The sequence below is a fragment of the Saccharopolyspora kobensis genome (genome assembly GCF_900108315.1).
In the GTDB taxonomy this organism is placed as follows: Bacteria; Actinomycetota; Actinomycetes; order Mycobacteriales; family Pseudonocardiaceae; genus Saccharopolyspora; species Saccharopolyspora kobensis.
The window spans coordinates 481,427-495,675 of sequence record NZ_FNVB01000003.1; the positions used below are offsets into that span (position 1 = coordinate 481,427).

Below are 14,249 nucleotides of genomic sequence, written 5' to 3' on the forward strand. Positions count from 1 at the left end.
TCTCCTCGGCCGCTCCGGAGCGCGCTCAGCTGTGCTGCAGCTGACCGGCGCGCAGCGCCTTCTTGTCGATCTTCCCGATCGGCGTGCGGGGCAGGTCCGGCACGACGATCAGCTGGTCCGGCAGCTTGTAGGTCGCCATCCCGCGGTCGCGGATGTGGTCCCTGATCATGCGCAGCGTGATCGGCTCCCCCGCGGCCTCCGCATCGCTGCTGAGCACGACGAACACGCAGAGCCGTTCGTCGCGGGCCTCGTCGGGGATGCCGACCACCGCGGTGTCCCGGACCATCGGGTGGGTCAGCACGTGGCCCTCCACCTCCTCCGCGGAGACCTTCTCCCCCGCGTGGTGGATGATGTCCTTCAGCCTGCCCTCGATGACGATGTTGCCGTCCTCGGTCATGCGGGCCAGGTCACCGGTGCGGAAGAAGCCGTCCGAGGTGAACGCCCGGCTGTTGTGCTCCGGCGCGGCGAAGTAGCCGCGGATCGTGTAGGGCCCGCGGGTGAGCAGTTCGCCGGTCACCCCGACACCGACCTCGTTGTCCTCGGCGTCGACGATCCGGATCTCGTCGTCCGGGCAGATCGGCTTGCCCTCGGTGTGGAAGGCGATCTCCGGCGGGTCGTCGGGGTGCGTGGAGGTGATCAGGCCCTCGCCGATGCCGAAGACGTTCAGGATGCGGCACCCGAGGCTCTTGCTGACCCGCTCCGCCGCGCCCGCGCTGAACTTCGAGCTGCCCACCTGCACGGTCATCCCGGTCATGTCGACCGGCATGAACTGGGCCGTTTCCGCCCACAGCAGCGCCAGGGCCGGCACCAGCGCGGTGTGCGTGACGCCTTCCCGCTCGATCAGCGGGAAAACGTGGTCGGGGCTCGGGTTGGCGGCCAGCACGGCCTTCCCGCCGAGCAGCAGCGCGCCCAGCGCGCCGGGGCAGCCGAGCGCGGCGTTGTGCGGCACCGGGTTCGCGGCGAGGTAGACGCCGTTCCCGTCGAGCTCGACGGCGCGGGCGCAGGCGAAGATGTTGTACGCGTAGTCGTCGTGGGTCCGCGGGATCAGCTTCGGCACGCCGGTGGTGCCGCCCGAGAGCAGCAGCAGCGCCACTTCGGAGGAGTCGACCGGCGGCAGCTCGCGCACGTCGGACCGGGCGATCTCGGCCAGCGGTGTGAACTCCTCCGCCTCGCCCACGATCACCACGTGCTTCAGGCTCGGTGCGTCGCCGAGCACTTCCCGGGCCAGCGTCCGGTAGTCGAAGCCCTGCGCCCGGTCCTGGGCGATGTAGGCGACCGCGTCCGAGGCGCGCGCCAGGTGGAGGATCTCGTCCCGGCGGTGACCGGGCAGCGCCAGCACCGGGATCGCGCCGATCTTGAACAGCGCGAAGATGGTGGACAGGAACTCGATCGCGTTCGGCAGGTGCAGCACCACCCGGTCGCGGTGGCCGATGCCGAGCCCGAGCAGGCCGGAAGCGATCCGGTCGGACTCCGCCACCAGCTCCGCGTAGCTGACGCGGCGGGTCGCGTCCACCGCGGCGATCTTGTCCGGGTGGTGTCCGGCTCGCTCGGCCAGCAGCTGCCCCAGCGAGCTACCGCTCCAGTAACCGGCCCGGCGGTATCGCTCGGCGAAGTCGGGTGGCCACGGCACGAACCCATCCAGCATGCGTCCTCCTCGGTTGCGACACCCCCACATTCGCCAAGGGGCCCCGGAGCCGCACCGAGTCCCGACAGAGCTATGAAAGTTTGCCGCGAGCAGGCCGAGCGCGTCGGTGAGGCTGGGGGCGTGAACCGAGTGCCGACACGTGACCGGGGCTGGACCCGCGCCCTCAACGACGTGGAGTGCCCGGCAGGCCGGCTGGTCTGCTTCCCGCACTCCGGTGGTTCGGCGGGGACCTACCGCGACTGGTCCTCCGCGATGCCCGGGAACGTTCAGCTGCTGGCCGTGCAGTACCCCGGCCGCGCCGACCGGATCGCCGAAGCTCCGGCGGACAGCATCGCCGGGATGGCTTCGCACGTCGCCGCGGAACTGGTTCGGCTGCCCCCGGCCCGGACCGTCCTCTTCGGACACAGCTTCGGCGCGCTGGTCGCCTACGAGACCGCGAGAGCGCTGCAGTCCGGCGGCGAGCCCGTGCACTGCTTGTTCGCCTCGGGCGCTTCGGACCCCTGGAGCGCGGGTGGCGGGACCGCGCACGAGTCCACCGACGACGAACTCTGGTCCGCACTGCGGGAGCTCGGCGGCATCGAGCCGGAGATCGCGGAGGACCCCGAGTTCCGCGATCTGGTGCTGCCCGCTCTCCGGTCGGACATCGCGCTCCACGAGACCTACCGCCCGGACCCCGCACCGGAACCGCTGCACTGCGCGGTGCGCTGCTACTACAACACCGACGACCCGCTGGTCGACGGTGCCCGGCTGGACGCGTGGGCCGCGGTCGGCACCGGCCGCTTCAGCCTGCGGGCCTGGCCGGGCGGTCACTTCCAGTTGCTCGCCGACCCGACCGAGCTGATCGACGACGCCCTCGATGCGCTGGCGGAAGGTGGAGTTCTGCGATGACGCTCGCCGGGAAGTCGGTCGTGGTCACCGGCGCGGCCACCGGCATCGGCCGGGGCATCGCCGAGTGCCTGCTGAGCTCGGAGGCCAACGTGACGATCGTCGGGCGCCGCGAGGAACCGCTGCGGGAACTCGCCGAGCAGCACGGTGACGCCGTCGCGGTCGTGGCGCAGGACATCTGCGCGCCGGGTGCCGCCGAGCGGATCATCGCGACGGCCACCGACCGCTTCGGCCGGCTCGACGCGGTGGTCAACAACGCCGGCCTCGCCCGCTTCGGCGGGCTCGACTCCATCGATCCCACCGAGTTCGACGCGATGTTCGCGGTCAACGTCCGCGCGCCCGCCGACCTGATCCGGTGCGCGCTGCCGTGGCTGCGCGCCGGGCGCGGCAGCGTCGTCAACGTCTCGTCGGTCGGCGGTGTGCTGTCCATGCCGGGGCGCGCGTTCTACGGTGCGACCAAGGCCGCGCTGAACAGCCTCACGCGTTCGCTGGCGCGGGAGCTCGCCCCCGAAGTGCGGGTGAACGCGATCCTGCCCGGCCCGGTGGACACGCCGATGTGGGCGGGCACCGGACTCGACGATGCGGGGATCCAGCAGCTGCGGGTCGATCTGACCTCCTCCACCCCCATGGGCCGCTTCGGCGAGGACGCGGAGCTCGGCCGGTGGGTGTGCCTGCTGATCGATCCGGAGGTGTCCGGCTGGATCACCGGTGCGCTGATCCCCGTCGACGGCGGCCGCACCGCATGACGGTCTTCCGAGCCCGAAGAGAAGTCCACGGAACGAAGGTGGTTCGAGCGTGAGTCCAGACATCCTGTCCGCCGCCGGCTCCATTCCCTCGTCGTGCCTGCACAGCATCTTCCACGCTGCGGAGCGCAAGGAGCAGGAGACCGGGGTCGGCGTGGTGAAGCTGCACGTCGGCGACCCGTACTTCAGCCCGTCCGGCAACGTCGCCGACGAGTTCGTCGCCGCGGTGCGCCGCGGGGACACGAAGTACACCGGCCCCGAGGGCCTCCCCGCGCTGCGCGCCGCCGCGGTCGACAAGCTCCGCGAGGACAACGGGGTGGACAGCGCGGTGTCCCGGCTGCTGATCTCGCCGGGCTCGGCCCAGGGCCTGGCCGCCCTGCTGCAGTCGCTCGCCGAACCCGGGGCCGAGATCCTGCTGCCGGAACTGCACTGGCCGGTCCACCTGCAGCAGAGCCTGCTCGCCGGCTTCCAGCCGGTGCTTTACCCGCTCGGCACCGGCTTCCGGCCCGATCCGGAGCGGATCGCGGCCGCCGCGAGCCCGCGCACCCGCGTGCTGCTGATCAACTCGCCGGCCAACCCGACCGGCGTCGTGCTGGAGCGCGCGGAGATCGCCGCCCTGCTGGAGCTGGCCCGCAGCCGCGGCTGGCACGTCATCAGCGACGAGGCCTACGAGCACTTCTGCTACGAGCGCGAGCACCTCTCGGTCGCCTCGCTGGAGCGCGACGTCCCGGTCGACGAGCGCATCGTGCACAGCGTGTTCACCTTCTCCAAGAGCTTCGCGATGACCGGCTACCGGCTGGGGTACGTGGCGCTGGCCAACGACCGCGCCGCCGACGTCATGAAGGTCGTGCAGGAGGCCAACATCATCGGCACGTCGACACCGGTGCAGCACGCGGGGATCGCCGCGCTGAGCAGCCGGGCCGACGCCGCGGCCACCAACCGCAAGCTGGTGCAGCGCAACCGGGACGCGGTGCTGCCGCAGCTGGTCCAGGCCGGGCTGCTGAACGAGCTGCCCGCCGGCGGGTGGTACGCGATGCTGGACGTGGCCCGGACCGGCCTGGACTCCGAGGAGTTCGCGCTGCGGCTGCTCGAGAGCAAGGGCGTCGCGGTGGTGGCGGGCAACGGGTTCGCGATGCGTCCCGACGTCGACGAGCGGGGGCACATCCGCTCCCACGACTTCGCGCCGTGGGCTCGGCACCTGATCCGGATCGCCTTCTGCGTCGACCCCGCGGAGCTCGAGACCGGGGTGCAGCGGCTGCTGGAGTTCGTCGGCGAATGCGGCTGACGACCGGTCGCCCCCGCCATCCGAAGAGACATGTTCGCGCAGCTCGTGGAGGAGGTAGCCGACCATGCCGGATCCCATGACCGGCACCGTCAGACGTGCCCCGGTCGACGCGGCGCAGTTCCGCTCCCTCATGACCACGCACCCGGCGGGCGTCGCCGTCGTCACGACGGCGGGGCCGGACGGTGAGCCGTGGGGGATGACCTGCTCGTCGGTGTGCAGCGTCTCGCTGCTGCCGCCGACGCTGCTGGTGTGCTTGCGCACCGGGAGCCCGACGCTGGCGTCGCTGCTCCAGCGGTCCGCGTTCGCCGTCAACCTGCTGCACGAGGGCGCGGAGGCGACGGCGACGCTCTTCGCCTCCGGAGCGCCGGACCGGTTCGACCGGGTCGAATGGGTCCGGGAGCCGGGGACCGGGGTGCCGCAGCTCGTCGAGGACGCCCACACGGTGGCGCACTGCCAGGTCGGGGAAACGCTGCCCGTCGGCGACCACATCGTGGTCTTCGGCGAGGTGGTCGACGTGGCGACGCACGCGACGCTGCCCCCGCGCCCGCTGCTGTACGGGATGCGCCGCTACTGGTCGCTGAACGACGTCCCGGCGCCGCGCGCTCCTGGAACCAGCGGCTGACCGGCCGGGGCGCCGCCGGCCCGCGGCGCCCCGGCTCCGATCTCAGGTGAACCCGACGACGATGGGAGCCAGCGGTGCGAAGCGATCCGACCACCACCGAGCGCGAGGTGCCGGTGCGCTCGTCCGGCCCGAAGGCGCGCATCCCCGACTGCCCGCTGGCGCGCACGGCCGAGACCGTCGGTCCGTGGTGGACGCTGGAGATCCTGCACGAGATCTTCGACGGCCACACCCGCTCGGCGACGATCGAGCGGAACCTGGAGACGCCCGCCGACGTGCTGCAGGACCGGCTGGCCGATCTGGTCGCCAAAGGCCTCCTCGAAACCGCCGACGACAGCGCCGACCCGCGGGAACGGGAGTACCGCCTCACCGAACTCGGCCGGTCGCTGCGCCCGCTGCTGCTGGTCGTGGCGGCCTGGGGCAATCACCGCCTGGCCCCGGAGGACCGCAGCCTCGTCCTGGTCGACGCCAGGACCGGCGTCGCGGTGGAGCCGGTCGTGGTGGACGGGTCGACCGGACGGCGGATCGACACCCCCGACTACGTCTTCGCCAGGGGCCCCAAGGCCAGCGCGCAGATCATCGCGCGCTACCCGGCCGTTCCGCGGCGGTGACCGGGAAGCCGCTCCGGCGGAAAGGAACCCGCAAGAGTCCGCGCGGCGGAGCCGAAAAGCCTGTCACGATCGGACGATGAGTCAGCCCGCTCTCGGTGAACGTTCCCTGGACCTCACCGATCCGGCCACCTTCGTCGACAACGACGTCCACGGGTTCTGGCGCGAGGTCCGCGCCCAACGCCCCGTCCACTGGCACGAAGCCACCGACCGGCACCCCGGTTTCTGGGTCGTCGCGCGGTACTCCGACATCCAGCCGCTGTTCCACTCCGAAGCGCTGAGCTCGGCCAGGGGCAACGTGCTCGACGTCGTGCTGCGCGGCGACGACTCCGCGGGCGGGAGCATGCTGGCGGTCACCGACCCGCCACGCCACCGGCCGCTGCGCAACCTCATGTGGAGCGCGTTCACCCCGCGGGTGCTCGGCGAAGTGGTCGAGCAGATCCGGCAGCGCACCGACAGGTTGGTGTCCGCGGTGGTCGAGCTGGACGAGTTCGACTTCGCCGCCGAGATCGCCGACCAGGTGCCGATCAACACGATCTGCGACCTGCTGTCGGTACCCGTCGAGGACCGCCCGGAACTGCTGCAGTGGAACAAGATGGCGCTGTCGTCCGATCGCGCGGACAGCAGCGAGCTCGACGCGATCAGCGCCCGCAACGAGATCGTCCTCTACTTCATGGAGCTGGCGCAGGAGCGGCGGGACGATCCGGGCGAGGACGTCATCAGCATGCTCGCCACCACGGAGGTCGAAGGCCGCCTGCTCACCGTCGAAGAACTCGCGGTCAACTGCTACAGCCTCATCCTCGGCGGCGACGAGACGTCCCGGGTGTCGGCGATCTGCGCGGTGCTCGCCCTGATCGAGAACCCGGAGCAGTGGCGCGCCCTGCGCACCGGCGAGGTCTCCGTCGAGTCGGCGGTGGAGGAAGTCCTGCGCTGGTCGTCACCGGCGATGCACCTCGCCCGCACCGCCATCCGCGACTTCGACGTCGACGGGACGAAGGTGCGCAGCGGCGACATCGTGACCCTGTGGACCATCTCGGCCAACAACGACGAGACCGTCTTCGAGGACCCGCGCCGCTTCACGCTGTCCCGGTCGCCCAACAAGCACCTCTCGTTCGGCCACGGTCCCCACTACTGCCTGGGCGCCTTCCTCGGCCGCTCCGAGCTCAACGCGCTGCTGAGCGCTCTGGTGGCCCGGGTCGGCCGGATGGAGCAGCGGGGCGCGCCCCGCCCCATCTTCTCGAACTTCCTCAACGGGTACGAAAGCCTGCCGGTGCACTTCGAAAGCCGTTGAGCCGAACGACCCGGCGCGGTGGTCGAAACCCTTTCCCACCGCGGTGAAGCGAAATCAATTCCGAGAACGCACTACGGAGCCCCGAGGTAAAATGAGAAAGAACGTCTGTGTCATCGGTGCAGGCCCGTCGGGTTTGGTCGCGATCAAGGAACTGCTGGACGAGGCTCACACGGTGACCTGCTTCGAGCACAGCGCCGAGCCGGGCGGGGTCTTCCGCTCGGGGGTCGGCCCGGAGGAAGCCGGCGCCTACGACTCGACGATGCTGACCATCTCCAACTACATGATGACCTTCTCCAGCTTCCCGCCGCCGGACGGTCAGGAGCGGCAGTTCTGGTCGGCCGGCGAATACCGGCAGTACCTGCTCGACTTCATCGAGGAGTTCGACCTCGGCCCCACCATCCGCTACGGGACCGACGTGCTGAGCATCTCCAAGAGCGAGGACGGCGGCCACGTCGTCGAGGTCGCACCGGTGTCGGCCCCGGAGAAGCGGGTCGCGCACAAGTTCGACGCGGTGGTCATCGCCACCGGGACGCACCGGGTCCCGAACTACATCGACATCCCCGGTCAGGACGACTTCGCCGGGGAGATCACGCATTCCGCCTACTACCGCAACGCCGAGCGGTTCCGCGGCAAGCGCGTCCTCTGCGTCGGGATCGGCGAAACCGCCGCCGACGTCGTGGACGAGATCGCGAGCACCGCGGAGCGCTGCACGCTGTCCGTGCGCCGGCACCAGTCCGTCATCGAGCGCTACCCCGGGGACGACCGGCACCCGAACGACGCCTACACCTCGCAACTGCTTTACTCGGTCCCGCTGGCCGCCGCCAACCCCATCATGCGGTTGTGGATGAAGCGCAACGCGAAGCGCGGCAAGACGTCCGCGGCCCGGGCGCTGGGGGCGTGGAACTCGAAGAACGCGCACTTCTTCAACCACTTCCTGACCAAGAACGAAGCGTTCGTCCACCGGATCGCCGACGGCAGCCTGAACGTCAACGCATCGGGCATCGAGCGCCTGGGCGTGGACTACGTCCAGTTCAAGGACGGCCGCCGCGAGAAGATCGACACCATCGTCTTCAACACGGGCTACATCGAGGACTTCAGCGTCCTCAAGGACGTGGACATCAGCGACGTGCGGGAGATGTACAAGCACATGATCCACCCGGCGCTGGGCACCGGCGTGGTGTTCATCGGGTGGGCGCGGCCGGCCGCCGGCGGCGTCCCGGCCTGCTCCGAGATGCAGAGCCGCTACTTCGCCCTGCTGTGCAGCGGCAAGAAGAAGCTGCCGGACCGCTTCCGGCTCAAGCGGCTCATCGAGCGGCAGAACACCTACGAGAACGGGGTGTTCCACGGCAACCCCGAGCTGCGGACGCTGGTCCACTACAACCAGTACATGCTGGACTTCGCGAAGGTGCTCGGGTGCTCCCCGTGGCGCCCGGCCGTGTTCAAGAACCCGCTGCTGGTGTACCGCCTGTTCTGCGGCTCCCAGATGCCCCACGTCTTCCGCTTGTTCGGCCCGCACAGCGACTACGAGAAGGCGCGGCGGATCATCCTGAGCCAGCCCGCGGCGTTCAGCTTCCGCACGGTCCTGCTGGCGCTGGCGGTCATCGGCGCATCCCGCGCGCTGATCGCGCTCGGCCTGATGAAGCCGGACCCGGAGTACTGAGGCCACCGGCCAAGACCCCCGCCGCGCCCGTGCCTGGACGCACGGGCGCGGCGGGGGTCTTGGCGCTCGCCGAAACCGGCCGCTACTTGGAGCGCTCCACGATCTGCGCCAGTTCGGCCAGGTTCTGGGCGGCGAACATCGATCGCATCGGCACCGCCACGCCGAGCTCCTTGCGCATCCGGCGGGCCAGGTTCGCCGCGAGCACCGAGTGGCCGCCCAGGTCGAAGAAGTTGTCCTGGGGAGTCGCCGAGCTGATCTTGAGCGTCTCCATCACCATGCGGCACAGCACCTGCTCGTAGGACTTCTCCTCGCCGCTGCCGACCGCGACGGGCACGTCGGGCGCGGCGCGCGATGCCCGCTCGGCGAGCGCCTTGCGGTCGATCTTGCCGTTCAACAGCGTCGGGAGCTCGTCCAGCACGACGATGCTCGACGGGACCATGTGCTCGGGCAGCGCGTGGCGCGCGTGCTCGCGCAGCTGCGCTTCGGTGACCTCGTGCCGCCCGGACGGCTTGACGTAGGCGACGACGTGCTCGGTGGAGACGTGGTCACCACCGACGACGGCGACCACGATCTCCACCGCCGGGTGGCTCTCCAAGCGCGCCTCGACCTCGCCGAGTTCGATGCGGAAGCCGCGGACCTTCACCTGGTTGTCGCTCCGGCCGGCGAAGTAGAGCTCGCCGTCCGCCTCGCACCTGCCCCGGTCGCCGGAGCGGTACATCCGGCTGCCGGGCGGGCCGTGCGGGTTGGCCACGAACCGGGAAGCGGTCAGGCCCGGACTGTTCAGGTAGCCGCGGGCGACGCCCGACCCGGCCAGGTAGAGCTCCCCCTCCTGGCCGTCGCGGAGGTCCCGCAGCTCGTCGTCCAGCACGTAGACCTGGCTGCCGTCCCACGGCGTCCCGATGGTGATCTCCTCCTGGACGCCCGTGATCGGGCCACCGATCGACGCGCCGACGGTCACCTCGGTCGGGCCGTAGCCGTTGAACAGCCGCCGCCCCCTGGACCACTCCTCCGCCAGCGACCTGGTGCAGACATCGCCGGTGGAGGTGATCGTGCCGCCGAGCAGCAGGTCTTCGCTGTCGGTGATGCCCAGCGCCACCGGGGGCAGCACCGCGTGCTTGATGTCGTGCTTGAGCATCGTCTCGCGCAGCGCCTCCCCCGGCATCAGGTCCTCCTGGTCCGCCATCACGAGAGTCGCACCGTGCAGCAGCGCCAGCGAGAAGTCCCAGAACCACGCGTCGAAGCTGAAGGACGCCCACTGCAGCACCCGGTCGCCCCGGTCGACCTCGTAGGCCCTCGTCTGGGTCGAGACCAGGTCTCCCACGCCGGCGTGGGGAACCGCGACGCCCTTGGGAACACCCGTCGATCCGGAGGTGTAGATGACGTACATCAGGTGGTCGGCGGTCAGCGGCGCCAGGCGTTCGCCCTCGGCGATGTTGTCGCCGCTCTCCCGCTCGCACGCGGCCTCGGTGGCCGGGTCGTCGAGCACGAGCTCAGGCACGTCCAGCTGCAGCGGGCTGACGTTGCCCGTCCGCAGCAGCAGGACCGGCCGGGCGTCCACGACCATGTGCGCCAGCCGCTCCGCCGGGTAGCTGGGATCCAGCGGGAGGTAGGCACCGCCCGCCTTCAGCACCGCGAGCACCGCGACGATCAACCGGGTCGACCGGGGCACCGCGACCGCGACCAGCGAGTCCGGCCCCACCCCGGCCGCGATCAACCGCCTGGCGAGCCGGTTCGCGCGCGCGTTCAACTCCGAGTAGTCGATGGTGGAGTCGCCGTACACGACCGACGGGGTACCACCCGACTCGGCAACCATGGACTCGAAGAAATCCGGGACAGTTCGCAACACCAGCTCCGCCTTCGACTCGAAGTTCCGGCACACGGTTGATGGGCACGGCGACCGGCTGCCCCGCTGCGGCGCCTCGCCCGCGCGGGCGACCTCCAACGCGGGCACCGGGCCCGCGTGCCACGACAACACGCGGCCCGACCGGCCCACCCGGCCGTGAAAGAAGTCTTTCCCCCAGGACTCCGGTAGTTCGCAGATCGTTCATGCTGACCGGGTGCTCCGCGACGCCGCACCGGTCCATCGCTAGAGGGGCTCCACCACGAACCCGCGCCCCCACACGTTCCGCAGCGAAAGCCCGACCAGTTGCAGGCGTCTTCGTAATCGCATCACGTGCAGGTCCAAGGCGTTGCTGGACGAGCTCGAACCGGACCGCTCCAGGATCTCCCGCAGCTCGGTCCGGTAGACCAGCTGCGAGTACCGGGAGATCAGCGGCGTCAGCATCTCGCACTGCGTCGGGGAGAGCGTGATCGACGAGTCCTTGAAGTAGAGGATCCCCACCGGGTCCAGGACGGGTTTGGCGTTGACGACGGCACGATCCGCCAGCTGCCGGACCCTGGCCTGGAGGTCCTCCGGAATGATGGGCGGACGCACCCAGTCCTCGTAGATGCCCAGCTGTTCCGGCGGCGGTGCACCGTGCTCCACGATCAGCAGGCAGAGGTGGTGCAGGGCCCTGCACTCCTCGCGAACATCGCTCTCCGCGGGCCAGCGGACGAATTTGACCCGGTTCTGCACATTTCCCTTCACGGTCACCCCTCAGAAAGTCTTTTTTCCGTTGAGATTCGGAGAAGCAGCAGCGCCGGCCCGTCGTTGACGCCCAGGGTCCGCCGGACCGGGCGACCGGCGCTGTCGGTTGTTCAGGAAGCGCTGGGCAACGACCAGCGGAACTCGCCGAAGGCGGCACCTCCGGCCGCGCCGCAGCGGTCACCTGGCAGGCCACCAGGGCCGCCGCCGAGAAGTCCGGGCCGCACCGGACCGCGGTGTTCCCCTGCACCACGGCCTTCGCGGTCGGCGCACGACCGCTCCGGCAGATCCCGTTCGAACCCGGTGATCACCGCGAGCGCTCAGACAGGGGCGCTGCCGTTCGCCGCCATCGCCTCGCGCAGGCTCTTCGGCCGCATGTCCGTCCAGGACCGTCCTATGTAGTCGATGATCTCCTGGCGGGGCGCCGGACCGCGCACCACCCGCCACCCGGCGGGAACCTCGACGCCCTGCGGCCAGATCGAGTACTGCTCCTCAACATTGCGCAGCGCCAGGTATTCCCGACTTTCGTCCTCGAACGGATTGGACATGTGCACAACCCCTTAGTAAGCAGAAACGGTTCTCAATTTTCCGAGGCCGGGGCGCGAACGACCCGCTCACCTTCCCCAAAGGCGCGCCATTCGGAACAGAAGTTCCTACCGCATCCCCGGCGCACTGGAATTCACACCGCGACGGCGCGGTGCGCTCACGTCCGGGCAGAGCCCTCGGACAGCCGGTCGAACTGCGCTTCCACTTCGGCGATCCCGCCGATCCCCACCTGCCCGCAGCACGACACTTCCCCCAGCGAACTCCCACCGGAGCCCACCGCGATATTGCACAGAAACAACGTCCCCGGAATTCGCCACTCCCCCAAGCGCGCATTCGCGGTCAACGATTCGGTGCAACACGACGCATCTCCCCAGTCATTTCCCCAGGCGGAACGATCAGGTCGACAACCCAACGCGTGTCATCGCCACGACATCACTGGAATTACCAGCGGCGCGCAGCAATCAGCCGCGTTGATTCCGGCTATTTCACTTACCCTTTCCTTCATTCGCAGAACGGGATCGACGGTACCAGCCGGACACGGCAACGCAACAGTTGAATTTCACATATACCCCCATGCGTTTCACACACTCCGGCCCGGCGACCAATACTCGACAAACCCCACCGCCACCGGTCATCGGATGGTAGCCGGAGCCGGCACCGCAGGCGGCAGGTCCCGGGCCCGCGCGCTCCGCACCGCCCTCGACCAGCCGAATCACGTTCTGCCGACGGGACTTCAGCACCGCGCTCCCGCCCCGAGGCAAGAAGATGGGCCACCCGCCGAGCGGGTGGCCCATCTTCTCCGCGCTGCGCGGTCCGGCGACCGAACCGTGGAACGCTCCCTACTCCGCGGCCTCGCGCTGCGAGGCCGGCAGGGCGAGAGCTGCCAGGGCGGCGACGAACATGATGGCCGCGTTGACCAGGAAGGCGACGTGATAGCCGTGGACGAGCGCGTCCGCGGGGTTCGCGGACTCCGGCATGACGCCGTTGGTCACCGTGGCGGCGATGGTGACGAGCACGGCCAGGCCGACCGCGCCGCCGATCTGGCGGGACATGTTGAGCAGCCCCGAAGCCGCCCCGACGTCCTCCCGCTTGACACCGGTGGTGCTGGTGACAGTGGCCGCGGGGAGCATGAAGCTGAGGCCGAGACCGGCGACCAGCGTCGGCCCGAGGACGTGCGTCAGGTAGGCGGGGTAGGCCGGCATCAGGGCCATCCAGGCGAGCCCGGCGGCGGTGACCAGACCACCGATGGCCAGCAGTGCCCGGGTGCCGAGCTTGGGCAGGAGCTGGCGGGCGGCCAGCCCGCCGCCGATGACGAAGACCGACATCGGCACCAGGGCCAGACCGGTGCTCAACGCGTCGTATCCGAGGATCTCCTGGAAGTAGAGGGAGAGGAAGACCATCGCCGCGGTCATGGTCACGCCCATGCCGAACAGCAGCAGGTTCCCGATCCGCACGGTGCTCGCGCGGAAGATCGCGAGCGGGATGAGCGGGTGGGAGCTCTTGAGCTCGACGACGATGAAAGCGGCGAGGAGGATCGCGGCCGCGGCGAGGGCGATCAGGACGTTCGCCGATCCCCAGCCCTCGGCCGAGACTTGCGAGAACCCGTAGGTGAGCGCGCCGACTCCGAGCGTGGCGGTGAGCGCGCCGGGCAGGTCCAGCCGGGTCCGCTCGGCGCCTGCCTGGTCCGCGGGCAGGGTGGACCCGCCGACCGCCAGCAGCACGACGCCGACGGGGATGTTGATGAACAGGACCCAGCGCCAGTCCAGCGCGGCGGTGAGCACGCCGCCGAGGACGAGCCCGAACACGCTGGACACCGCGCCCATGAGGCTCCACAGCGTCATGGCGCGTTCCCGCCGCTCCTCATCGGTGTGGCTGGCGCTGATGATGCTCAGGGTCGTCGGCGACAGGACAGCGGCGCCGATGCCCTGGGCGATCCGGGCCACCACGAGGATGGTCGGGTTGGTGGCCAGACCACCGACCAGGCTGGCGGCGGTGAAGACGAACGTGCCGAGCAGGAACACCCGCTTGCGGCCGTAGAGGTCACTCGCCCTGGCGCCCAGCAGCAGGAACCCGCCGAAGGCGATCAGGTAACCGCTGACGACCCACTGCTGCTGGTTGGTCGACAGGTCGAGCCCGTTCTGCATGTCGGGCAGGGCCACGGTGACGATGGTGCCGTCGAGCACGACCATGAACTGCGCCAGGCAGGTGATCGCCACGATGATGCCGAGCGGCAGGTTCGGCCGCTCGACGGCGGAGGGCGCCGCCCCGGCGCGGGTCTCGGACATGGAGTCTCCTCTGTGCGACTATCCATGTGAACGTGGTTCACGGTGCACAGCGTTCACCGTGAACGTTGTTCACTGTATGATTTACATTACTCGGGTGT

The 14,249-nt window shown here is 69.9% G+C and carries 12 protein-coding genes; 7 read left to right on the forward strand and 5 right to left on the reverse strand.

The genetic code is table 11. From position 1 onward, the window contains the following. Positions 1 to 25: 25 nt before the first annotated feature. The gene (locus C4T78_RS10715) at positions 26 to 1,645 is read right to left on the reverse strand and encodes a (2,3-dihydroxybenzoyl)adenylate synthase (protein WP_093355776.1); all 1,620 of its coding nucleotides are present in this window, start codon (positions 1,643 to 1,645) and stop codon (positions 26 to 28) included. A 120-nt stretch (positions 1,646 to 1,765) separates the two neighbouring features. Here C4T78_RS10715 and C4T78_RS10720 point away from each other — a divergent pair, with 120 nt between their 5' ends. The 7 genes from C4T78_RS10720 (at position 1,766) to C4T78_RS10750 (ending at position 8,736) form a co-directional block, all read left to right on the forward strand. Further along, a complete protein-coding gene (locus C4T78_RS10720) occupies positions 1,766 to 2,533 on the forward strand; it encodes a thioesterase II family protein (RefSeq protein ID WP_177247697.1) in 768 nt (255 codons plus the stop codon). Next, positions 2,530 to 3,276 (forward strand): SDR family NAD(P)-dependent oxidoreductase, encoded by a 747-nt coding sequence (locus C4T78_RS10725; protein WP_093355781.1) that lies wholly within the window; start codon positions 2,530 to 2,532, stop codon positions 3,274 to 3,276. The genes C4T78_RS10720 and C4T78_RS10725 overlap by 4 nt, the downstream gene beginning before the upstream one ends. Before the next feature lie 49 nt (positions 3,277 to 3,325). Next, positions 3,326 to 4,558, forward strand: coding sequence for a pyridoxal phosphate-dependent aminotransferase (locus tag C4T78_RS10730; RefSeq protein WP_093355784.1), 1,233 nt, complete (start codon positions 3,326 to 3,328; stop codon positions 4,556 to 4,558). A gap of 64 nt (positions 4,559 to 4,622) precedes the next feature. Beyond that, positions 4,623 to 5,180, forward strand: coding sequence for a flavin reductase family protein (locus tag C4T78_RS10735; protein ID WP_235863692.1), 558 nt, complete (start codon positions 4,623 to 4,625; stop codon positions 5,178 to 5,180). A gap of 74 nt (positions 5,181 to 5,254) precedes the next feature. Next, positions 5,255 to 5,788 (forward strand): winged helix-turn-helix transcriptional regulator, encoded by a 534-nt coding sequence (locus C4T78_RS10740; protein ID WP_218161654.1) that lies wholly within the window; start codon positions 5,255 to 5,257, stop codon positions 5,786 to 5,788. Positions 5,789 to 5,864: 76 nt separating this feature from the next. Then, positions 5,865 to 7,076 (forward strand): cytochrome P450, encoded by a 1,212-nt coding sequence (locus tag C4T78_RS10745; protein WP_093355786.1) that lies wholly within the window; start codon positions 5,865 to 5,867, stop codon positions 7,074 to 7,076. 91 nt (positions 7,077 to 7,167) lie between these two features. Further along, positions 7,168 to 8,736 carry a flavin-containing monooxygenase gene (locus C4T78_RS10750; protein ID WP_093355789.1) on the forward strand — a complete coding sequence of 523 codons (1,569 nt, stop codon included), beginning with the start codon at positions 7,168 to 7,170 and terminating at the stop codon, positions 8,734 to 8,736. Positions 8,737 to 8,818: 82 nt separating this feature from the next. On the opposite strand, the gene C4T78_RS10755 is transcribed toward C4T78_RS10750, so the two are convergent. The 4 genes from C4T78_RS10755 to C4T78_RS10770 form a co-directional block, all read right to left on the reverse strand. After that, entirely contained in the window at positions 8,819 to 10,549 is a 1,731-nt protein-coding gene (locus C4T78_RS10755; protein WP_093355889.1) for a non-ribosomal peptide synthetase, read from the reverse strand. Between the two features lie 273 nt (positions 10,550 to 10,822). Next, entirely contained in the window at positions 10,823 to 11,329 is a 507-nt protein-coding gene (locus C4T78_RS10760) for a winged helix-turn-helix domain-containing protein (protein ID WP_143185938.1), read from the reverse strand. A gap of 311 nt (positions 11,330 to 11,640) precedes the next feature. After that, on the reverse strand, positions 11,641 to 11,868 hold the full coding sequence (locus C4T78_RS10765; RefSeq protein ID WP_093355891.1) for an MbtH family protein: 228 nt from the start codon (positions 11,866 to 11,868) through the stop codon (positions 11,641 to 11,643). An 837-nt stretch (positions 11,869 to 12,705) separates the two neighbouring features. Further along, positions 12,706 to 14,151: an MFS transporter gene (locus C4T78_RS10770; RefSeq protein ID WP_093355794.1), complete on the reverse strand. Its 1,446-nt coding sequence runs from the start codon at positions 14,149 to 14,151 to the stop codon at positions 12,706 to 12,708. Positions 14,152 to 14,249 lie beyond the last annotated feature (98 nt).